Source organism: Pseudomonas sp. HMSC076A11 (assembly GCF_001810205.1).
Lineage (GTDB): Bacteria > Pseudomonadota > Gammaproteobacteria > Pseudomonadales > Pseudomonadaceae > Pseudomonas > Pseudomonas aeruginosa.
Genome location: NZ_KV800281.1, coordinates 96,000 through 117,003, shown reverse-complemented (window position 1 = coordinate 117,003; position 21,004 = coordinate 96,000). Strand labels below are relative to the sequence as shown.

At 67.3% G+C, this 21,004-nt stretch carries 19 protein-coding genes; 5 read left to right on the top strand and 14 right to left on the bottom strand.

Annotation, left to right across the window (positions count from 1 at the left end; all coding sequences use genetic code 11):
- The first annotated feature begins 10 nt into the window (after window positions 1-10).
- Both HMPREF2716_RS06110 and HMPREF2716_RS06105 read left to right on the top strand, forming a co-directional pair.
- Window positions 11-1,045, top strand: coding sequence for an ABC transporter substrate-binding protein (locus tag HMPREF2716_RS06110; RefSeq protein ID WP_003106178.1), 1,035 nt, complete (start codon window positions 11-13; stop codon window positions 1,043-1,045).
- 65 nt (window positions 1,046-1,110) lie between these two features.
- Complete coding sequence (locus HMPREF2716_RS06105) at window positions 1,111-2,568, top strand: amidase (protein ID WP_004346843.1); 1,458 nt, start codon at window positions 1,111-1,113, stop codon at window positions 2,566-2,568.
- A 7-nt stretch (window positions 2,569-2,575) separates the two neighbouring features.
- Here HMPREF2716_RS06105 and HMPREF2716_RS06100 read toward each other — a convergent pair whose 3' ends face one another.
- Window positions 2,576-3,157 carry an alpha/beta hydrolase gene (locus HMPREF2716_RS06100; RefSeq protein ID WP_016263963.1) on the bottom strand — a complete coding sequence of 194 codons (582 nt, stop codon included), beginning with the start codon at window positions 3,155-3,157 and terminating at the stop codon, window positions 2,576-2,578.
- 215 nt (window positions 3,158-3,372) lie between these two features.
- Between HMPREF2716_RS06100 and HMPREF2716_RS06095 the strand changes: the two genes are divergently transcribed.
- On the top strand, window positions 3,373-3,585 hold the full coding sequence (locus HMPREF2716_RS06095; RefSeq protein WP_003111981.1) for a DUF3079 domain-containing protein: 213 nt from the start codon (window positions 3,373-3,375) through the stop codon (window positions 3,583-3,585).
- A 183-nt stretch (window positions 3,586-3,768) separates the two neighbouring features.
- Here HMPREF2716_RS06095 and HMPREF2716_RS06090 read toward each other — a convergent pair whose 3' ends face one another.
- The 9 genes from HMPREF2716_RS06090 to HMPREF2716_RS06050 form a co-directional block, all read right to left on the bottom strand.
- Complete coding sequence (locus HMPREF2716_RS06090) at window positions 3,769-4,170, bottom strand: ExbD/TolR family protein (protein WP_003106175.1); 402 nt, start codon at window positions 4,168-4,170, stop codon at window positions 3,769-3,771.
- Between the two features lies 1 nt (window position 4,171).
- On the bottom strand, window positions 4,172-4,891 hold the full coding sequence (locus HMPREF2716_RS06085; RefSeq protein WP_003083979.1) for a MotA/TolQ/ExbB proton channel family protein: 720 nt from the start codon (window positions 4,889-4,891) through the stop codon (window positions 4,172-4,174).
- A 28-nt stretch (window positions 4,892-4,919) separates the two neighbouring features.
- Window positions 4,920-5,732, bottom strand: a complete 813-nt coding sequence (locus HMPREF2716_RS06080; protein WP_023518261.1) for an energy transducer TonB — start codon at window positions 5,730-5,732, stop codon at window positions 4,920-4,922.
- A 342-nt stretch (window positions 5,733-6,074) separates the two neighbouring features.
- Window positions 6,075-7,511: an NAD(P)(+) transhydrogenase (Re/Si-specific) subunit beta gene (locus HMPREF2716_RS06075; RefSeq protein WP_003083975.1), complete on the bottom strand. Its 1,437-nt coding sequence runs from the start codon at window positions 7,509-7,511 to the stop codon at window positions 6,075-6,077.
- Window positions 7,511-7,819: an NAD(P) transhydrogenase subunit alpha part 2 gene (locus HMPREF2716_RS06070; protein ID WP_003083974.1), complete on the bottom strand. Its 309-nt coding sequence runs from the start codon at window positions 7,817-7,819 to the stop codon at window positions 7,511-7,513. The genes HMPREF2716_RS06075 and HMPREF2716_RS06070 overlap by 1 nt, the downstream gene beginning before the upstream one ends.
- 75 nt (window positions 7,820-7,894) lie before the next feature.
- Complete coding sequence (locus HMPREF2716_RS06065) at window positions 7,895-9,013, bottom strand: Re/Si-specific NAD(P)(+) transhydrogenase subunit alpha (RefSeq protein ID WP_003083972.1); 1,119 nt, start codon at window positions 9,011-9,013, stop codon at window positions 7,895-7,897.
- 646 nt (window positions 9,014-9,659) lie between these two features.
- A complete protein-coding gene (locus tag HMPREF2716_RS06060) occupies window positions 9,660-10,559 on the bottom strand; it encodes a TauD/TfdA dioxygenase family protein (RefSeq protein WP_003112661.1) in 900 nt (299 codons plus the stop codon).
- A gap of 67 nt (window positions 10,560-10,626) precedes the next feature.
- Window positions 10,627-11,529: a TauD/TfdA dioxygenase family protein gene (locus tag HMPREF2716_RS06055; RefSeq protein WP_003112660.1), complete on the bottom strand. Its 903-nt coding sequence runs from the start codon at window positions 11,527-11,529 to the stop codon at window positions 10,627-10,629.
- A 40-nt stretch (window positions 11,530-11,569) separates the two neighbouring features.
- Window positions 11,570-13,942: a TonB-dependent receptor gene (locus HMPREF2716_RS06050; protein ID WP_003161019.1), complete on the bottom strand. Its 2,373-nt coding sequence runs from the start codon at window positions 13,940-13,942 to the stop codon at window positions 11,570-11,572.
- 349 nt (window positions 13,943-14,291) lie between these two features.
- On the opposite strand from HMPREF2716_RS06050, the gene HMPREF2716_RS06045 reads away from it, so the two are divergent.
- Window positions 14,292-15,209: a LysR family transcriptional regulator gene (locus HMPREF2716_RS06045; protein WP_003083964.1), complete on the top strand. Its 918-nt coding sequence runs from the start codon at window positions 14,292-14,294 to the stop codon at window positions 15,207-15,209.
- A gap of 23 nt (window positions 15,210-15,232) precedes the next feature.
- On the opposite strand, the gene HMPREF2716_RS06040 is transcribed toward HMPREF2716_RS06045, so the two are convergent.
- Window positions 15,233-15,958 carry an acid phosphatase gene (locus tag HMPREF2716_RS06040; RefSeq protein WP_003083962.1) on the bottom strand — a complete coding sequence of 242 codons (726 nt, stop codon included), beginning with the start codon at window positions 15,956-15,958 and terminating at the stop codon, window positions 15,233-15,235.
- A 247-nt stretch (window positions 15,959-16,205) separates the two neighbouring features.
- On the opposite strand from HMPREF2716_RS06040, the gene HMPREF2716_RS06035 reads away from it, so the two are divergent.
- A complete protein-coding gene (locus HMPREF2716_RS06035) occupies window positions 16,206-17,564 on the top strand; it encodes an OprD family porin (protein WP_003142446.1) in 1,359 nt (452 codons plus the stop codon).
- A gap of 37 nt (window positions 17,565-17,601) precedes the next feature.
- Here HMPREF2716_RS06035 and HMPREF2716_RS06030 read toward each other — a convergent pair whose 3' ends face one another.
- The 3 genes from HMPREF2716_RS06030 to HMPREF2716_RS06020 all read right to left on the bottom strand — a co-directional run bounded on the left by HMPREF2716_RS06030 (window position 17,602) and on the right by HMPREF2716_RS06020 (window position 20,774).
- Window positions 17,602-18,483 (bottom strand): AEC family transporter, encoded by an 882-nt coding sequence (locus HMPREF2716_RS06030; RefSeq protein ID WP_003107192.1) that lies wholly within the window; start codon window positions 18,481-18,483, stop codon window positions 17,602-17,604.
- Window positions 18,480-19,295: a TauD/TfdA family dioxygenase gene (locus HMPREF2716_RS06025; RefSeq protein WP_003107194.1), complete on the bottom strand. Its 816-nt coding sequence runs from the start codon at window positions 19,293-19,295 to the stop codon at window positions 18,480-18,482. The genes HMPREF2716_RS06030 and HMPREF2716_RS06025 overlap by 4 nt, the downstream gene beginning before the upstream one ends.
- Before the next feature lie 417 nt (window positions 19,296-19,712).
- Window positions 19,713-20,774 (bottom strand): ABC transporter substrate-binding protein, encoded by a 1,062-nt coding sequence (locus HMPREF2716_RS06020; protein WP_003112655.1) that lies wholly within the window; start codon window positions 20,772-20,774, stop codon window positions 19,713-19,715.
- Window positions 20,775-21,004 lie beyond the last annotated feature (230 nt).

Genomic DNA, 21,004 nt, shown 5'->3' with positions numbered 1-21,004 from the left:
AGAAATCCCCATGCATCAACGGATCGCAAGCATCGGCCTCGGCCTCACCCTGGCCCTGGGCGGCAGCGCCCAGGCCGCCGGGCAACTCAACGTGGTCAGCTGGAGCGGCTACTTCTCGCCGCAGTTGCTGGAGAAATTCGAGAAGGAAAGCGGCATCCGCGTCACGGTGGACTCCTATGACTCCAACGAAACCCTGCTGGCCAAGCTCAAGCAGGGCGGCGCCGGCTACGACGTGGCGATTCCTTCGCAGCAGTTCGTTCCGATCCTGGTCAAGGAAGCATTGCTCGAGCGCTTCGACCCGGCCGCCGAGCCGTACTACGCCAACCTGCTCGACAACCTGAAGAAGCCCGCCTGGGACCCGGAGGGCGCCTACAGCGTGCCCTTCATCTGGGGCACCACCAGCGTGGTGCTGGATGGCGCGCGCTACGCCGGCCCGGCCGACAGCTACGCGGTGCTCTACCAGCCGCCGGAAGAACTGCGCGGGCGGATCAACATGTTCGACTCGGTGAGCGAGGTGGTCGACATGGCCAGCCTGTACCTGGGCATCCCACTCTGTAGCGCGGACCCGAAGCAGATGCAGCGCGTCCTCGAACTGCTCAAGGCGCAGAAACCCTTCGTCAAGACCTACAGCTCCAAGGCCGGCTCGATCCGCGAGAACCTCGCCGCGGGCGAGGTGGACATGTCGATGTTCTGGGGCGGCTCGTCGATGCGTGCGCGCGAACTCAAGCCGAGCCTGAAGTACCTGTATCCGAAGGAAGGCGTGCTGGCCTGGGTGGACAACCTGGTGATCCCGCGCGGCAGCCGCAACCCGGACAACGCGCGGCGCTTCATCGCCTTCCTCGCCCAGCCGGAGAACGCCGCGCTGACCCAGAACTTCCTCAAGCACCAGAGCCCGGTGAAGGGCGTCGAGCCCTACCTCGACGCCAGTCTCAAGGACGCCCCGGAGCTGCACGTCCCCGCCGGTACCCGCGTGGTGTTCAGCCAGACCTGCGGCGAAGACGCGATCCGCCTCGCCGACCGCCTGTGGACCAACCTGATGCGCTGAGCGCAGCGCCGTTTCGCGCCCCTGGCACAGGGGCGCCCCTTCTCGACTGCCAAGGCCCGACCCCGATGAAGCCCAACCCTCCGATCAACGAGCTGGTCCTGCTCCAGGCCCACCAGCTTGCCGAACGCATCCGCCTGCGCCAGGTGTCCTGCCGCGAGGTGATGCAGGCCTACCTGGCGCATATCGAGCGCTTCAACCCACGGGTCAACGCCCTGGTCAGCCTGCTGCCGGCGGAACGCCTGCTGGAAGAGGCGGACGCGCGCGACGGCGAACTCGCCCGTGGCGAATGGCGTGGCTGGATGCACGGTCTGCCACATGCCATCAAGGACCTGTCGCTGACCCGTGGCATCCGCACCACCCTCGGCTCGCCGCTGTACCGCGACTACATTCCCGAGCGCGACGGGATCATGGTGGAGCGGATCAGGGCCGCCGGCGCGATTCTCATCGGCAAGACCAACACCCCCGAGTTCGGCCTCGGCTCGCAGACCTACAACCCGCTGTTCGGCGCCACCGCCTGCGCCTACGACGAACGCCTCAGCGCCGGCGGCAGCAGCGGCGGAGCCGCCGCTGCCCTCGCGCTGCACCTGGTACCGGTGGCCGACGGCAGCGACATGATGGGCTCGCTGCGCAACCCGGCGGCCTTCAACAACGTCATCGGCTTCCGCCCTTCCCAAGGCCGCGTACCGTTCGACGACAGCGCCGACCTGTTCTTCGACCAGCTCGGCTACGAAGGCCCGATGGGCCGCAGCGTGCGCGACACCGCCCTGCTGCTCTCGGTGCAGGCTGGCGCCGATCGCCGCGCGCCGCTATCCATCGCCGAACCCGGCGCGCGGTTCGCCGCTCCGCTGGAGCGCGATTTCGAAGGCATCCGGCTGGGCTGGCTGGGCGACCTCGATGGCTACCTGCCTATGCAGGACGGCATCCTCCAACTGTGCCAGCGCGCGCTAGGCGATTTCCGCAGCCTCGGCTGCGAGATCGAAGAAGCGAACCTCGGCTTCGCCCCGGAGCGCCTCTGGGAATGCTGGCGCACCTTGCGCCACTGGCTGGTGGCCGGCTCGCTCGGCGGCGTGCATGCCGATCCGGCGAAGCGTGCCCTGCTGAAGCCGGAAGCGCTCTGGGAGGTGGAGAACGGGCTGCGCCTGGGCGCCGACGCGGTCTTTCGCGCGTCGGTCATCCGCAGCGACTGGTATCGCGCCATCGGCCGGCTGTTCGAGCGCTACGACTACCTGTTGCTGCCCAGCGCGCAGGTATTTCCCTTCGCCAAGGAAACCCCCTGGCCGCGCAGCATCGAAGGCGTGGCAATGGACACCTACCACCGCTGGATGGAAGTGGTGGTTCCCGGCAGCCTGTCCGGCTGCCCGGTGGCCAATGTGCAGGCGGGCTTCAATGCCGAGGGACTGCCGATGGGCCTGCAAATCATCGGTCCGCACCAGGCCGACTTCGCGGTACTGCAACTGGCCCACGCCTACGAGCGGGCCAGCCGCTGGTTCGAGCGCCAGCCGTCGCCGCTGCTGGCGAACTGAAGTGGTCTCAGGCGCGGCGGCGAGCCTGGCTGTCGATCAGGTACTGCAAGCGGAACAGGTGACGGTAGCCGGCCTCCCAGGCGCCGTGGCCGGACTTCACGTTGATGTGCCCGGCCTCGGGCAGGATCACCGTCTCCGCGCCCCAGGCGCGGGCCAGGTGCATGGCGCGCTGCGGGCTGCAGGCCTGGTCGTTGTCGGAACCCACCAGCACGCTGGGGAACGGCAACGGCTCGCGGCTGATCGGCGCGAAGTTGCGCAGCGCCTCGGCGCAGCTCTCGCGCTCGACGTCGGCCGGCGCCACCAGCAGGGCGCCGCGCACCTGCTCGCGCACCCGGCGCTCGGCCTGGGCCGCCCACAGCGCCACTGTCACACAACCCAGGCTGTGCGCGATCAGCACCACCGGCCCGGGCTGGCGGCGGATCTCGGCGTCCAGCTCGGCGATCCAATCGGCGCGCAGCGGGGTGATCCAGTCCTGTTGCTCGACCCGTGAGGCATTGGGCAGCGCGCGCTGCCAGTGACTTTGCCAATGGGCGTCTTCCGAGCCGTACCAACCGGGCACCAACACATAACGGACGCGTTCGCTGTGCATGGAGAACCCTCCAGAAAAATTCATCACCAGGGAAGTGTAAGGGCGTAGCCTTTTTTATCTAAGGAATAAAAAGCAATTTTAATATTCTATTAATACATATACGCCAATCGAGTTGATCCAGCGCAAGCCGAAGCCACTTTTCCGCGGCAACGCCTGGGCGGCGCAAGCTATCGGCGGTATACCTGAGCGCAGGCATCAGGTATCGGGACAGGATCATGGCCAAGAAATTTCCTCTCCATCCCAGCCATCCGGAGCGCATCTGCTGGGGTTGCGACCGCTATTGTTCGGCGGAATCGATGGGCTGCGGCAACGGCGCCAGCCGCACCCAGCATCCCAGCGAACTGTTCGGCGAGGACTGGGCCGGTGAATGGGAAGTCGAAGGAACGGAGGACGCCAAGGAGCAGGAGGCGCCGGCACGCCAGGCCTGACCGCCCAGGCGTGGGGCGTGCAAGCGACGGGCACGATGCGCGACGCATCATTCGCGAGCCCGGCCTCGGCGGACACGCCCGAGGAGCGTCCATCCGGAATAAAAAAGACCGCTCTCCCCTGCCCGGATCGGAGCGGTCGAAACCGTTGCCCGCCCGGCCTGCGCCGGACGGCGTGGATTCGCTTCAGCGTGCGGTGATCACCGCCAGCCTGGTGATCCCGGCGCGCTCGATGGAAGCCATGGCCTTCGCCACCTGGCCGTAGTTCACCCCTTCGTCGGCCTGCAACTGCACGCGGACCTCGGCGTCCTTCGCCTTGGCCGCGGCCAGGTTGCTCTCCAGCAGCTCCGGCTGGATCTCGTCCTTGTTGACGAACAGCTTGCCGGCGCCATCGATGCTCACCACCAGGGGATCCTTCTGCTCCGGCGGGGCCACCGATTCGGTCTTCGGCAGGTTGATCGGGATCGAGTTGGTCAGCAGCGGCGCGGTGACGATGAACACCACCAGCAGCACCAGCATCACGTCGACCAGCGGGGTGACGTTGATTTCGGAAAGGACTTCGTCGCTGTCCTGGGTCGAGAAGGCCATGTCAGGACGCCTCCTTCACGTTGCGCGAGGGGTTGCCGGCCTGGCGCGCGGCGGAGGGATGGACGATGACGCGGAACGCGCTCTTCTGCGCCAGGCTGTAGAAGTCGTGGGCGAAGTCGTCGAGGTCGGCGGCGGTCAGCTTCAGGCGCCGCAGGAAGTAGTTGTAGACCAGCACCGCCGGCACCGCGACGGCGATTCCCACGCCGGTGGCGATCAGCGCGCTGCCGATCGGCCCGGCCACGGTCTCCAGGCTCGCCGAGCCGGCCGCGCTGATCCCCTTGAGCGCCTCCATGATGCCCCAGACGGTGCCGAACAGACCGATGAAGGGCGAGGTCGAGCCGATCGAGGCGAGCACCGCCAGGCCCGACTCCAGGGAACGCCGCTCGCGCTGGATCTGCTGGCGCAGGGCGCGTTCGAGACGGTCCTGGTGGTTGATCGACTGGGCCAGGTCGGGCTGGCCGTTGTCCTGCACCTGGATCGCGGCGAAGCCGGCCTGGGCCACGCGGGCGCCGGCGCCCTGCTTGTCCTGCGCCTGCTCGCCGGCGGAGTCGAGGCTGGTGGCGCTCCAGAACTGCTTCTGGAACTGGCGGTCCTGGCGCTTCTGCCGGGCGAACTGCACGCCCTTGACCAGGGCCAGGCCCCAGGTGACCACGGAAAAGCCGACCAGCAGCCAGATGACGGCGCCTTCGACGGATTCGAGCGGGGTGGTTAACAGACTCATGACGGATGCTCCTCGTGACGCTGCAGATTCAGTTCAACTTGAAATCGATCGGTACGCTGACCCAGCCGTCCTCGGCCTTGTCGCCGCGCTTGGCGGGAACGAAGGACCAGCGCTTGACCGCTTTCACCGCGGCCTGGTCGAGGGCTTCGCGTCCGCTCGACTTCTGCACCTGGATCTCGCTCGGGCTGCCGCTGGCGAGGACATGCACCCGCAACAGCACGGTGCCCTCCCAGCCACGGCGCATGGCCAAGGCGGGGTATTCCGGTGCCGGGTTGTGCAGGTAGCCGGCGTTCGCCGACGGCGGCGTCAACGCTGCCGGGGCGGCGGCCGGAGCCGGCGGGGCGGGTGGCGCGGCGGGTTGCGGCGGCGCGGGCGGAGCCGGCTCGACGGCCTTCGGCGCCGGCTTCGGCCGGGGTTGTGGCTTGGGCTTGGGTTTCGGCTTGGGCACCGGCTTCGGCGGCGGCGGCTTCACCCCGTTCTCGTCGACCACCGGCGGTGGCGGTTCCTCGACCACCGGCGGCAGCGGCTCGGGCGGCGGCGGTTCCACCACCGGCGGCGCCGGGGCGGTGAACTCGATGGTCATCGGCGGCACCTGTGGCGGCACCTCGGGCAGCGCCGGGGTTCTCTGCTGGCTCAGCCAATGGATCACCGCTCCGTGCAGGGTCAGGGCGAACAGGACCAGCAGGATCGTCTCGCGCCGGCTGAGCACCCGACCCTGTGCCGGGTTGTGGCGAACCAGGTGCAACGCCTGGCGAACCGGCCGACCGAGCGCCACCAGGTCGCCGCCGGGCGTCTCGCGCCAGGGCTGCGTGCGGGCATCGACGGGCTGGGGTGTTGCCATGAAAAGCTCCTTGCACTGACGAACTCGATGGCCGCTCAGGTCCGTGCTGGAGTCCTAGCGGCGCAGGGAGTTGCATGATTGGCAAGGAGGCTTAGCGCCTGAAGTAATTATTTTTGTTATGGAAATAACTTCTGGAGCTATGGGTTTCGCCCCTATCGCCACAGGCCGCGTGGTTGGCGGGCTACAGCGATCCGACGAAAAACCCATGCCTTGCGGGCATGAAAAATATTCCTGAAAGGCTGGTGTTTTCGCCGTTGGAAGCGGCGGAGAACGCTGCGCGGACAACCCGCGAAAACGAAAAACCCCGGCCTGGGCCGGGGTTCTGGTGGACTCAGCGGGGAATCACTCCACCGCCTTGACCATGTCTTCGATGACTTTCTTGGCGTCGCCGAACACCATCATGGTCTTGTCCAGGTAGAACAGCTCGTTGTCCAGGCCGGCGTAGCCGCTGGCCATGGAGCGCTTGTTGACGATCACGGTCTTGGCCTTGTAGGCCTCGAGGATCGGCATGCCGGCGATGGGCGACTTCGGATCGTTCTTCGCCGCCGGGTTGACCACGTCGTTGGCACCGAGCACCAGGACCACGTCGGTCTGGCCGAACTCGGAGTTGATGTCCTCCATCTCGAACACCTGCTCGTAGGGCACCTCGGCCTCGGCCAGCAGCACGTTCATGTGCCCCGGCATGCGCCCGGCGACCGGGTGGATGGCGAACTTCACGGTGACCCCGCGATGGGTCAGCTTCTCCGCCAGTTCCATCAGCGCGTGCTGGGCACGGGCCACCGCCAGGCCGTAGCCGGGGACGATGATCACGCTGTCGGCGTTGGTCAGCAGGAACGAGGCATCGTCGGCCGAACCGGACTTCACCGGACGCTGCTCCTTGGAGCCCGCCGGGCCGCCGGCGTCGGCTTCGGCGCCGAAGCCGCCGAGGATGACGTTGAAGAACGAGCGGTTCATCGCCTTGCACATGATGTAGGAGAGGATCGCGCCCGAGGAGCCGACCAGCGAGCCGGCGATGATCAGCATCGAGTTGTTCAGCGAGAAGCCGATCCCCGCCGCGGCCCAGCCGGAATAGGAGTTGAGCATCGACACCACCACCGGCATGTCGGCGCCGCCGATGGGGATGATGATCAGCACGCCGAGGACGAAGGCCAGCGCCAGCATCACGGCGAAGGCGGTGAGGTTGCCGGTGAACATGAACACCAGGCCCAGGCCGAGGGTCGCCAGGCCGAGCACCAGGTTCAGCAGGTGCTGCCCGGAGAACTGCACCGGGGTGCCCTGGAACAGGCGGAACTTGTACTTGCCGGAGAGCTTGCCGAAGGCGATCACCGAACCGGAGAAGGTGATGGCGCCGATGGCCGCGCCGAGGAACAGCTCCAGGCGGTTGCCGGTGGGAATGGTGTCGCCCAGGTGCGCGACGATCCCCAGCGACTGCGGCTCGACCACCGCGGCGATGGCGATGAACACCGCGGCCAGGCCGATCATGCTGTGCATGAAGGCGACCAGCTCGGGCATCTTGGTCATCTCGACGCGCTTGGCCATGATCGAGCCGGCGGTACCGCCGACCAGCAGGCCGACGACGATGTAGCCGACGCCGGTGGTGGCGATCTCCGCGCCCAGCTTGAACACCAGGCCGACGGTGGTGGCCACGGCGATGGCCATGCCGACCATGCCGAAGAGGTTGCCGCGGCGCGAGGTGGTCGGGTGCGACAGGCCTTTCAGGGCCTGGATGAAGCAGACCGAGGCGATGAGGTACAGGAGGGTGACCAGGTTCATGCTCATCAGTGGCCCCCCGCCTTCGGCGCTTTCTTCTTGAACATTTCCAGCATGCGCCGGGTGACCAGGAAGCCACCGAACACATTGACCGCGGCCAGGGCCACGGCGAGGGTGCCCATGGCCTTGCCCAGCGGGGTCACGGTCAGGGCGGCGGCGAGCATGGCGCCGACGATGACGATCGCGGAAATCGCGTTGGTCACCGCCATCAGCGGGGTGTGCAAGGCAGGGGTGACGTTCCATACCACGTGGTAGCCGACGTACACGGCCAGCACGAAGATGATCAGGTTGTAGATCCCGTCAGAAATGATATCCATCGTTTTCACCGGCCTTCAGGGCGCAGGCGCGAGGCGTGCGCATTTATCGTTATCGAAGCTTCCCGACGCAGCGGCTCAGCCGTTCTTGCGCACCGCCTGGCCGTCGCGGCACATCAGGCAGGCGGCGACGATGTCGTCCTCGAGGTTCACGCTGAAGCCTTCGGCGTTCAGGGTGAGCTTGAGGAAGTCGAGGATGTTGCGCGCGTATAGCGCCGAGGCGTCCGCCGGTACCAGCGCGGCCAGGTTGCTGTGGCCGACGATGGTCACGCCGTGCCGGACCACGACCTGGTCGGCCTCGGTCAGCGGGCAGTTGCCGCCCTGGGCGGCGGCCAGGTCGATGACCACCGAGCCCGGCTTCATCTCCGCCACGGTCGCCTCGTGCAGCAGCGTCGGCGCCTTGCGGCCGGGGATCAGCGCGGTGGTGATGACGATGTCCGACTGCTTGGCGCGCTCGTGCACGGCCTTGGCCTGGCGCTCCATCCACGAGGCCGGCATCGGCCGCGCGTAGCCGCCGACGCCTTCGGCGCACTCGCGCTCTTCGTCGGTCTCGTAGGGCACGTCGACGAACTTGGCGCCGAGCGACTCGATCTGCTCCTTCACCGCCGGACGCACGTCGGAAGCCTCGATCACCGCGCCCAGGCGCTTGGCCGTGGCGATCGCCTGCAGGCCTGCGACGCCGGCGCCGAGGATCAGCACGCGGGCGGCCTTCACGGTGCCGGCGGCGGTCATCAGCATCGGCATGAAGCGCGGGTAGTGGTTGGCGGCGAGCATCACCGCCTTGTAGCCGGCGATGTTGGCCTGCGAGGAGAGCACGTCCAGGCTCTGCGCCCGCGAGGTACGCGGCGCGGCCTCGAGGGCGAAGGCGGTGATGCCGCGCTCGGCCATGCGGGCGATGTTCTCGTTGTCGAAGGGGTTGAGCATGCCGACCAGCACGGCGCCGCTTTTCATCTGGGCCAGCTCGGCGGCGCTGGGCGCGACCACCTTCAGCACCAGGTCGGCGCCGAAGGCCTCGGCGGCGCTGCCGATCGTCGCGCCGGCGGCTTCATAGGCACTGTCCGGCTGGCTGGCGTTGACGCCGGCGCCGCTCTGGACGATCACCTGGTGGCCTTGGCCGATCAGCTTCTTGACGGTTTCCGGGGTGGCGGAAACCCGCGTCTCACCGGCATGGGTCTCGAGGGGGACACCGATCTGCACTCACGAATCTCCTGCGTGATTGTCGAGTAGTCCGGGGCACTGCGGATGGCGCACCGGCTGCGGAGGTCTAGCTCACATACCGCGATTCGCGAACGAACCTTGGCGCGGCATTGTGCAATCGAGCCGAAAAGCCTTCAACAAGTTCTGAAGGCATACGACAGAGAAACTACAAGTCATAAACCGACCAACAATTCCCGCCCATCGCCGCCGGGCGCGTCCTGACTGGCGTGCAGCCTATCCGGGGAAGCCCGCGCGAGAATATGACATCCCTGCCGTGAATGACCGGCTATCAGGTCAAGCCGCTACGGCTTCGACGGGAAAATATCCTGCCAGCGCCGCGGAATGCCGGGGTAATTAATGTTTTTAATACGCTGTATCAGCAATCCCTGATGCCTGGCCAAAGTAGCAAAGCAAAACTTTGACTACAAAGTCAGAATCGCCTTTTCATGGGCGCTGCAGGCCAGCTCGTTAGACCAAAGGCGAATTGCCCTATGGGCAGGATAGACGCGGAGAAATGGCAGAACTGCGACAGCATGTCGCAGTTCTGCTAGCTATTCGCCGGAACGGAAGGGGCTCGCCAGAGCGGCGCGCAGCGACCTACGCCGGTCGGCAACGGAGGAGCCGGCGCACGCTGGGGGATGCCGGCTCAGAACGGACGGCTGCCCGCCAGGCTGATGCGCTTCAGGCGCCGCCGCTCGCTGGCCGGGAAGGCGTTGCGCGCATGCAGCACGGCCTGGTTGTCCCACCAGACGATGTCGCCCACCGACCAGGCGTGGCTGTAGCTCAGTTCCGGGCGCGCCAGATGTTCGCGCAGGCGACCGATCAGCGCCTGGCCCCGCGCGGGGTCGTAGCCGGGAATCTCCACCTCGGTGTGGGCGCTGAGGAACAGTACGCGCCGGCCGCTTTCCGGGTGGGTGCGTACCAGCGGGTGCTCGCTGCCCTGGATCGGTTCGATGTCCGGCGTGCGGTAGGTGGCGAAACCGCCGCCGTAGCCGCCCTCGCGCAGGCGGATGAAGGGGTTGTAGTTGATCAGGCGCAGGCCATCGATCTCGCGCCGGGTCGCCTCGTCGAGGCTCTCGTAGGCGCGCGCCAGGTTGGTGAAGCGCGTCTCGCCACCACTGGACGGCACCTCCAGTGCGTAGAGGAACGAGCCGGAGGACGGCACCGGCGTCCATTGGTGGTCGATGTGTGCCGGCAGGGCGAAGTTGCCCAGTTCGCCGTCGCCGGTGTTGGCCACCTTGACGATGTCCGGCACCTTGCCGTCGCCACCCGAGGACAGCACCGGGATGTCCGCCGGCGGCTGGAACACCGAGCCGAACAGGGTGGCGAAGCGCAAGTACTGCTCATCGTCGAGGTGCTGCTGGCGGAACACCAGGATGTGGTGCTCGCGCAGCGCCTGCTTGAGCGCCAGGACCTGCTCCGGCGCCAGCGGCCGGCGCGCGTCGAGGCCACGGACTTCGGCGCCCAGCGGCGCCTCCAGGGGGGTGATGCGGAATGCCTCGGCGACCTCGGGTTCGGGTTGCCGGGCGGTGGCGGATTGGCTCATGTAAGGGGTCCTCGCGGGTTCGTTCTTCCTGTGGTCGCCCTCCCCGGCGAGGAGAGGGCCGGGTCCGTCATGCCTTCCGGATCGTCCGGCTGCGTTGCCCGTCGATGCCTACCGGCACGTCGCCGCCGAGGGTCACCCGGCGCACCACGCGCGGCTGGTCGCCGTAGTCGTCGATCGCGTAGTGCTGGGTCGCGCGATTGTCCCAGATCGCCACGTCGCCGGCCTGCCAGCGCCAGCGCACGGTGTTCTCCAGGCGCGTGACGTGCCCCTGCAGCACCGCGAAGAGGTGCGCCGAGTCATGCTGCGAAAGACCCTTCAGGCGTTTCACGAAGTGGCCGAGGAGCAGCGTCCGCTCGCCGCTTTGCGGATGCACGCGGACCACCGGGTGCTCGGTCTCGTAGACGGTCGAGGTGAACACCTTGCGGTAGTTCTCCAACTGCTCCACCGAGGCGCTGGGCTTGACCCCGGCGTAGTCGTACTCGTTGCTGTGCACCGCCCAGAGGCGGTCGGCCAGCTCGCGCAGCTCCGCCGGCAGGTCGGCGTAGGCGCTCGCCGTGTTGGCCCAGACGGTGTCGCCGCCGGACTCCGGGGCCACCACGCTGCGCAGGATCGAGGCCTTCGGGTAGGCCTCGACGAAGGTCACGTCGGTATGCCAGGAATTGGCCCGGCGGCCTTCGGCGCCATCCAGCTCGAGGAGGAAGCGGGTGCCTTCGCGGGACGGCACGGTGGGGTGGGCGACCGGTTCGCCGAGCAAGTGGGCGAAGGCCTCCTGGGTCTGGTCGTCGAGATGGCTCTGGTCCCGGAAGAAGATCACCTTGTGGCGTACCAGGGCGGCCTGGATCGCCTCGACGGTGGCGGCGTCCAGTTCGCCGGACAGGGTCACGCCGCGAATCTCCGCGCCGATCCGTCCGGCGACCGGCCGGATGTCGAGCCGTACCGGCGTGGCGAGGGCTTGTGCTGCATTGCTCATGTCATGTTCCTCATGCGTGGGGTACTGCGTGGGTGAAGGCTCAGAAGTCGTAGCGCAGCGATACGCCGAGCGTGCGCGGCTGCCCCACCGATGCGGTGTAGGAGCCGTTGATGCTGGCGAAGGCGCTCAGGTAGTAGTCCTTGTCGAAGGCGTTCTTCAGCCATACCGAGGTGTCCAGTTGGCCGTCGCCGAGATCGCTGCGCAGACCGGCGGCGAGGTTCACCAGGGCGTAGCCGTCGATCTTCGAAAGGTCGGAGTTGTCCAGCGTGCCCTCGGCGGCGGAGCGGTAGGCGTAGCTGGCGCTGACGTAGGGTTGGAAGCGGTCGTCGAGGCGCCACTGGTATTCGCCATTGAGATTGGCGATCCATTTCGAGGCGCCGACCACGCGCTGCCCGGTGAGGTCGCAACTGCTCGGCGCGCCGGGCCGGGTGCTGACTTCCGCAGGGCACGGGGCATCCTTGAACGACAGGTAGGTGACGTCGTTATAGGAGCCGTTGAAGTTCAGGGTCAGGCCGCGCAACGGCAGCGCGGTGGCCTCGAACTCCAGACCACGCGAGCGCACGCTGCCGGCGTTGGCCAGCACCTGCACCAACTGGGTCGAGCCCGGCGCCTGGTACAGGGTGGTGGCCTGGTAGCCGTGGATGCCGGTCCAGAACAGGTTGGCGTTGAGCAGCAGGCGCCGGTCGAAGAGCGTGCTCTTCAGGCCCAGCTCGGCGTCGTTGGCGCGCTCCGGTCCGACCAGCAGCGAATCGGCGCCGGCGCTCGGTGCGCTGCCCACCGCCAGGTTGACCCCGCCGGACTTCTCGCCGTGGGACAGGCTGGCGTAGCCGAGCAGGTCGTCGCTGAACTGGTAGCTGAGGCTGAGCAACGCCGAAGGGGCGAAGTTGTACTGGCTGAGATCGCCGGAATCGTAGGCGCCGAGCTGGCCGTTGCGCACCGCCGCGCCGACCCCGCCGACCGCCGCGCCGCCCAGCGGAGCGAAGCGCTCAACCTTGGCGTTCTTCTCCTCGTAGGTACCACGCAGGCCGGCGGTGAAGTCCAGGCGTTCGGTGAGGTGCCAGGTGCCCTGGGCGAACAGCGCGAAGCTGTCGGTCTCGATCTTGCCGTTGGCCTTCGAGTAGGTGTCGTTCAGCGCGCCGAGATTGGCGCCGAGCAGGTACAGGTCGGCCAACGGTCCGTAGGAGGTGAAGGTCTTGTTGCCGAGGTTCTGCCTGAACGCGTAGGCGCCCACCACGTAGTCGAAGGCACCGCCGGTGGGCGAGGCCAGGCGGATCTCCTGGGAGAACTGCCGGTCGTGCACTTCCACCCCGGTGTCGTTGATCGCCGAGACGTTCAGTTGCTCGTCGTTGGCCGGGGTGAAGTGCCAGTAGCGGTAGGCGCTGATGGAGGTCAGGCGGTAGCCGCCGGCGAGGTTCCAGTTGGCCTCCAGCGAGCTGCCGCCCTGGTGCACGCTGACGTGCTGGCGGCCGTTGATGTTGACCTTCCTGCGCTGCGGATCGCGCAACGGCGAAGCGCCGACCAGCGCGGCGCGCTGCCAGAAACGCTCGGCGCCGCCGTAGACCACCATGCTGCCGTTGCTCGAATCCTCCTCGTTGTAGTCGGCGATCCAGCGCAGGCTGAAGTCCTCGTTCGGCTCGAACAGCAATTGCCCGCGCGCGCCCTGGCGCTCGCCGCCGTTGAGATAGTTGTCGTCGTGGATGTTCTTGATGTAGCCGTCGTCGCGGGTGCGATAGGCCGAGAGGCGTCCGGCGAGGGTTTCGCCGAGCGGCCCGGAAACCGTGCCGCGGCCCTGGAAGTAGCCATCCTGCCCGCCGGAGACCTCGACGGTACGCTCGGCAGTGAAGGTCGGCGCGCGGGTGCTGATGTTCAGCACCCCGGCGGTGGTGTTCTTGCCGAACAGGGTGCCCTGCGGACCGCGCAGCAGCTCCAGTTGCTCGATGTCCAGCAGGTCGAACACGGCCATTCCCGGACGTCCCAGGTAGACGTTGTCGAGGTAGATCCCGGCGCTGCCTTCCAGGCCGTCGCTGGCGGGGTTGTTGCCGATGCCGCGCACGGCGACGCTCGACTGCCGCGCATGGATGTAGGCGACATTGACGCTGGGCAGCACCTGCTGCAGGTCCTGCACCCGGGAGATGCGCTGGGCCTCGAGAGTCTCGCCGCCGAGCACGGTGATCGGCGTCGGTACCTTCTGCGAATCCTCCTCGCGGCGACGCGCGGTGACAGTGACCTTGCCCAGGGCCGTATCGGCCTTGTCCGGGACGCTGCTGGCCAGCGGCGGCGCTTCCTCGGCGGGCGCGGGAGCATCGGCGGCACTGGCCGGCAACGCACCGCCGAGGGCGAGCAGCAGGGCCAGGGCGTAGTCGGAGCCGCCGTGCGGCGTTCGGCGGAGCGGCAAGCGGTAGTGGTGCTTCATCGTGAATGTCCTCGGTTCCGGCGCAGCCGGACGCAGGCAGCAGGCGGCCATGCCGCGCAAGGCAGCGATCTGGCGAAAGGTTCGAAGGGGGCCGGCGGACGGCTCAGCCCCGGGCGACTGTCAGGGGCGACAGCCGCCGGCGACGCGGAAGGGCATTCGGAACGGCGGAGGTGGGGCGGCAAAGGCACGGTGGACCATGTTCAGCTCCTGGGGTCTATCTATGCTTATTACTAAATCGCATATTTTTCTAATTTGTTCTTTGTTGACGGAATAAGAGCTTGCATTTAAAACCAGCACATCCCGAACGGCAAATGCCTTTGTCCAATATTTCCAATGCCGGTAAAGCATCATGGATCTGCGCCAACTGCGTTATTTCATCGCCCTCGCCGAACACCGCAGTTTCGTCCGCGCGGCGGACGCCATGGGCATCACCCAGCCGGCCTTCAGCCGCAGCATCCAGGGCCTGGAGCAGGAGCTTGGCTGTCAGTTGGTGGACCGTGGCAGCAAGGACCTGCGCCCGACGCCGGAAGGCCAGGTGGTGCTGCAACACGCGCTGAGCCTGGTGCAGGGGTCGGCCAACCTGATCCACGAGATCGCCCAGTTGAACAAGCTGGATGCCGGCGAGCTGCGCTTCGGCAGCGGGCCGGCGCCGGCCCAGCAACTGGTGCCGGACGCGGTGGCCGACTTCATCAACCGCCACCCGCGGGTGCAGATCAGCCTGGACGTGGACAACTGGGAAAAGCTCAGCCGCGCCCTGCTCCGCGAAGAGATCGAATTCTTCGTCGCCGACATCCGCGACTTCGAGGCCGACCCAAACTTCCAGACGCGCCCGCTGACCCCGCGCCGCGGCCAGTTCTTCTGCCGTCCGCAACATCCGCTGCTGGGCAAGGACAGCCTGTCCACCAACGACCTGTTCAACTACCCGCTGGCCTCGACCCTGATTCCCCCGGGCATCCGCAAGCTGCTGGCGAACCTCAGCGGCAAGATCGACTTCGCCGCCAACATCCGCTGCGAGAACATGCACGCGCTGATCCGTATCGTCCGCCAGACCGACGCCATCGGCATCGCCAGCGACGAGACCCTGCGCCCCTACCTGCAGCGCGGCGAACTGCAACCGCTACAGTGGCGCAACCTGCCGCAGAACCTGGATAGCCTCAGCGCCCGCTGCGGCATCATCAGCCGCAGCGGCTACCGGCTTTCGGCAGCGGCCAAGGCGATGATCGAGACGCTGGTGGAACTGGACCAGGCGCAACACGCGGCGGCCTGAGCCGCCGCGCGCTTTCCCTTCCTCTACTGGAGTTTCGGCAACCCCAGCGCGCCGCGCAGCTCCTCGCGCACCGCGGCGAAGTCGGCGGCCACCGCCGGATCGGCCAGCAGGCTCGCCACCAGCGCCGCGGCGGCGGTCTGCCCGCCTTCCAGGTCGCTGGGGAAGTGCACGCCGGCCAGCACACGGCTCTGCGCATGCTCCTCGGCGCGGGCGAAGAACGCATCGTGATGCTCCGGCACCAGCATGCTCAGCAGCGAGGCCTTGAAGTAGCTGTCCATGGTGTGGCCGCTGGGATAGGACTCCCCCTCCGGCGGCGGCAGCACCGGCTTCACCTTCGGTGTCACTTCGTAGGGACGCGGGCGGGCGAAGTGCTTCTTCGCCGGCATCAGCACCTCGACCAGGTTTTCCTGGGCGCGGTTGAAGAAACTCCGGGTCAGCGGCAGGCGTTCCTTGTCGAACGAGGCGCCCAGCAGGTCGCCGGCGAAGGGGAAGACGTTGTCCTCCCACTGGTCGTGGGCGCGTACCCGGCGTACCTGTTCGGGCGTGCGCAGGCGTTGCGCCTCCAGCACCGCGCCGAGATCGGCGACGGCCGCAGCCGAGTCCGCCGCCGGCGGCGGCGGGAGGTAGTCGGCCAGGCGCGGTGGGTGGGCCAGCGGATAGGGCGCGGCGGCGGTCTCCCCGAGACAAGACAGCGGTGCAAGCAGCGAAAGGCAGAGCAAGAGCGAAGGGCATAGGGTCTTGTTGTTCATGAAGCGTATTCCCTGAGGCGAGGTTGCATCGGGAGCCTAGGCTCCCACCCACGGCCGTTGCGGATGACGGCCGACGCCACACTCTCCGTCGGTGACTTCCGAAATGCTTGACCCGGCCTGCCGTTGCACATGCCAGCCCCTGCCAATGGCAGGCCCCGGCAAAAGCCGAGGCAGGGAAACACAAGCGGCCTGCGGAGCGACTTCCGAGACTGCGCCCACCTGGCACTCAGGTGGGAGAAAACAATAAATGCAAAATCTCAGACGCGCTGTATTCGCCGGCCTGGTCGCCGGCACGCTTTCCGAAGGGGCGGCCGCGACGGCCGGGGATGGGGGCTTCGTCGAGGACAGCGAACTGCAGTTCCTCGCTCGCACCTACTACTTCAACCGCGACTACCGCGACAGCCCGAACAACGCCGGGCGCAACCGCTTCAAGCCCAGGAGCGAGCGCAACGGCTACCGCGAGGAAGCCACCCAGGGCCTGCGCCTCCAGTTCGCCTCCGGCTACACGCCGGGCAGCCTCGGCTTCGGCCTCGACGCCCATGCCATGCTCGGCCTGCAACTGGACAGCGGCGGCGGCCGCACCGGCACCGGCAACCTGCCGGTCGGCGCCGACGGCCATCCCGACCATCGCTACGGCAAGGTCGGTGGCGCCCTCAGGCTACGCCACGGCGAAACCCGCCTGAAGTACGGCCAGACCACCACCAGCGCGCCGGTGTTCGCCGCCAGCAGCAACCGCACGCTGGCCGGCATGGCCTACGGCCTGCTGCTGGAGGACCGCTCGTTCGACGGGCTGCTGCTCGAGGGCGGGCGCTTCACCGCCGCCTCCGGCCCCGGCGAATCCAAGGTCCGCGGCGACATCAGCACCGTCTACGGACGCCTCGGCGCCTATCCGGTGCGCCTCGACGCGGTCGGCTTCCTCGGCGGTCAATGGCAGGCCACGGAGCGGCTGCAACTGTCGCTCTACGCCTCGCGCTTCGACGACATCTGGCAGCAGGCCTATTTCGGCGCCAGCCATCGCCAGCCGCTGGGCGGGGAGCGCGCGCTGCGGGTCGACCTCGACGCCTACCGCACCCGCGACAGCGGCCAGAGCCGCTTCGGCCGCATCGACACCCTGGCCAGCTCCCTGGCCCTGGGCTACGAACAGGGGCCGCAGCGCATCACCCTGGCCTACCAGCGTGTCCATGGCGAGCAGCCGTTCGACTACATGGCCTTCGGCGACGGGCGCTCCAGCGCGTCCATGGTACTGGCCAACTCGGTGGGCTACTCCGACTTCAACGGACCGGGCGAGCGTTCCTGGCAATTACGCTATGACCTGGACCTCGGCGCGCTCGGCCTGCCTGGGCTCAGCCTGCATGCGCTGCATGCCCGCGGCCGTGCCGGGGCCAGCGCCAGCAGTGCCGCCGAGAGCATCTACGCCGGACTCTACGGGCGTGACGGGCGGCACCGGGAAAGCGACCTCGGCTTCGCCTATCGGGTCAAGGCGGGCCCCCTCGCCGGCCTCGCGCTGCGCGCCTCGCAGGCCTGGCACCGGGGCAACGCGAGCTATCTCGACGGCGACATCGACGAAACCCGGCTGGTCGTCGATTACTCCCGCTCGATCTGGTGACGCCCCGGGCCGCCCCGCGGGGCGGCCCGGATCGTCTTCACGCGCGCGGCAGCAACTGGATGAACAAAGGCGTGGAGAGCAGCACCAGCAGCGTGGTGATCAGCACCATGCCTGCCACTTCGTTCACCGGTCCGTCGTAACGCTTGGCCAACAGGTAGGTGAGCACCGCGGTCGGCATCCCGCACTGGATGGCGAAGGTGCCCGCCGCCACCGCCTCCATGCCCAGGCCGGCAGCGATCCCATAGCCGACCGCGAAACCGCCCCAGACCCGCACCAGAGACAGCAGCAACGGCCGCCAGGTCTCGTGCAGGCGCAGACCGGCCAGCGACAGGCCGAGCATCACCAGCATCAGCGGCACGGTAATCCCGCCCAGCAGGCGGGTCACATCGCGCAACGGCGGCGGCAGGCTCCAGCCCAGGGCGATCAGGCCCAGCGCCACGGCCAGGGCATAGATCATCGGGTTGCGCAGGATGCTCGCCGGGGTGATATCGCCCGAAGCGAACCAGACGCCGAGCGTCGCGTGGCCCACCTGGATCAGGGTGGAGAACGCCACCGCATACACCAGCGCCTCCTCGCCGAAGGCCAGGTAGGCGATGGGGATGCCCATGTTCCCGGAGTTCGGCAGCATGATCGACGGCAGGTAGCGCCGCACCGGCATCCGCAGCAGGCGCAGGGCGACCAGGCCCAGCAGGGCGAACGCCAGCACCGCCAGCGCGGTGGCGAGGAACACCCCGGCCACCATGCCAATGGACAGGCCGGGGCGGTCCAGCGACGACAGCAGCAGGCAGGGAAAGCCGACGTTGGCCACCAGGAACACCAGCGCGCGGGTATCCACCGGCCCGGCGGAACGGCTCCAGGCGAAACCGATCCCGGTGCAGATCAGGATCGGCAGCACCACCGCGACGAACTGTGCGATCACAACCCCACCTTGAAGCCCAGTTCCAGCTCCGCCCGCAGGCGGCCGTGGCCGTCGAAGTTGAGCCGGCGCATCTCGCGCAGTTCGTTGGCGCAGAAGGCAGTGCGCCCGTGCAACACCGCGGTGTTGTCGAGCACCAGGATTTCCCCCGGCTCGAGCTTGATCCGCAGTTGGCAGGCCGGATCCTCGAGCGCCGCCACCAGTTCGGCGAAGGCCTCCACCGCCACAGGATGCTCGACCACCTCGGCCGCCCCGTCGTTCTGCCGGAACTTGATGCCCAGCGCCTCGCCGTTCAGGCGGAACACCGGCTGGGTGCTGCTCTGGTGCTTGCGCACGATGGTCAGGGCGTCGCCGCGCAGCAGGCCGAGATGCTTGGTCGGCATGCGCCGGCGCAGGCGCTCGAAGGCCAGTCCGGCGCTGGCCAGCAGGGTCTCCCCGCCCTCCCGGGCGTTGCGCACGCATTGCAGGCTGCACAATTGCTCCGGGGTGTCGAGGAAAGCGCCGTCGGTGTGCAGCTTGTGCTCCAGCGGCGTGGAGCCGAGGTAGCCGCTGACATACCGCGCATTGCTGATCGGCACGATGCCGTCGGCGTCGGCGCGCGGGTGGGGGGCGGCGCGGCCGAACAACTCCTTGAGCGCGAGAAGTTCCTGCCTGTCTTCGCCCTGTTCGCTGCGCAACAGCAGGAAACCAAACTCGTTGAGGGTCCGGATGATCGCCGATTGTTCCTGGCGGGATAACTTCACCAGCGTTCTCACCGAAACTTTCACGCGTTCGAGATCGAGTGTCGCGTCGAACAATTTGCTATCGAGATTCATATGACCGCTCTCCTCCGGAAGAAAATCAGGAATGCCGCCGACGCGCAGGGCGAGGCCCGGCGCTGGCGCCGCGCTGTCGTAGTGATGGGCAGGCTAGATGCGGGACGCGGCGGTTCGCCGCGAGATACTTGGAGTTGTTTCCGGGGAGGGTCGGGAGAATTGTCGGAAGGGAAAACTGGAAGAATTGGCAGTGCCGATTTTGTATCTGAATATATGGGGCGATTAACGAACGAAATGATCGCGGAATAACCTGCGGATTACCCGCGTGAAACTTTCATGACGCGATATACGCAGAATCCCCGACCAACGGCTGGATACTTCGCTCGATCCAGTCATTGGTTGGGTCGGTGCAAGAATCTCGAAACATATTACAAATTGCTACGAAACGGCGCCGCCTCGGCCGTCCCCGGCTCGGCGTCACTCCGCCGCCTGCGCCACGGCCTTGGCCTTCGCCAGCTTGCCGGCCGCCTCCAGCAGTTCCGGCGCGGCCCACTGCTCGGCGCTGAATTCGCGACGGATCAGGCCGAAACGCTTGGCCGCCTGGATCGAAGCATCCAGCCGGCCAAGGAAATCGGCGTCCAGGCGCGGCGACAGGGCGTCGCCCAGCTTGCGGCCACGGTACTCGCTCTGCAGGATCACCACCGGGTAGCTGGCCTGCTTCGACACCAGTTCGATGTAGGCGTCGCGGTTCTCCTCGCGGGCCAGCCAGTCCTGGGCCTGCAACTGCACCTTGAGCAGCCGCTCGGTGATGTCCGGATGGGCATCGACGAAGGCTCCGGAGCCGACCAGCAGCGCCTGCAGGGTGCCGGCGCCGTTCAGGTCGCGGGTGCTCAGCGGAATTTCCGCGAGCCCGCGGTCGCGCAGGGCGAACAGTCCGGCCAGGCCCCAGGTGGCATCGATCTGCCTGGCTGCGAGGGCGGACAGGGCGGCGCTGAAATCGAGGTTGATCACCTTCAGGTCCTTCTCGCTGAGACCGACGCTGGCCAGGGCATTGTCGAACGACAACTGGCTGGCGGTGCCACGAAAGATGCCTACGCGCTTGCCCTTGAGATCCTCCAGGGTCTTGATCCCGGAGCCCGGCTGCACGCCGAGATAGTGGTTGACCCCTCGCGCGGTAGCGGCCAGCAGGCGGCTGTCCAGGCCTCCGGACTTGCCGATGATCGCCGCCAGGTCGCCGAGGTAGGCGAAGTCCACCTGGCCGTTGGCGAACGCTTCGTTGACCACCGGGCCGGCGCCCTTGAAGAAGCTCCATTTCACCGCGATGCCGTCGTTGGCGAACTCCTTCTCCAGCAACTGGCGGGTGTAGAGCACGTCGACCACGCCGCCGCCCGAGTGCGAACTGCCGGCGCTGACGTCCGGCACCGCGATGCGGATTTCCTTCGGCGGAGCGGCGCTCGCCAGCGGCACGTAGGCACCGAGCAGGCCGGCGAGCACAGGCGCGGCGAACAGACCGAGCAGGGAAGACGTAAGCGCTTTCATGGGGCAGCTCCTTGGAACGGGAAGAGAGGGATTCCCGCCGGGAGCGGGTGTGCGGCTAGCTATGCACAGCGGCGCCTCGAAAATAAATAATAAAAATTCATTTTTTTATAACCAAAAGCAGTATGACAGGCCGCACGGGCCTCTCCGCGTCATATGCAGCCAGAGCATGGAAAATATTCTCCAAATGCATTTGCCGCTGCCTGGTGCCTTTCTTTAAATGGCCCTTCTTA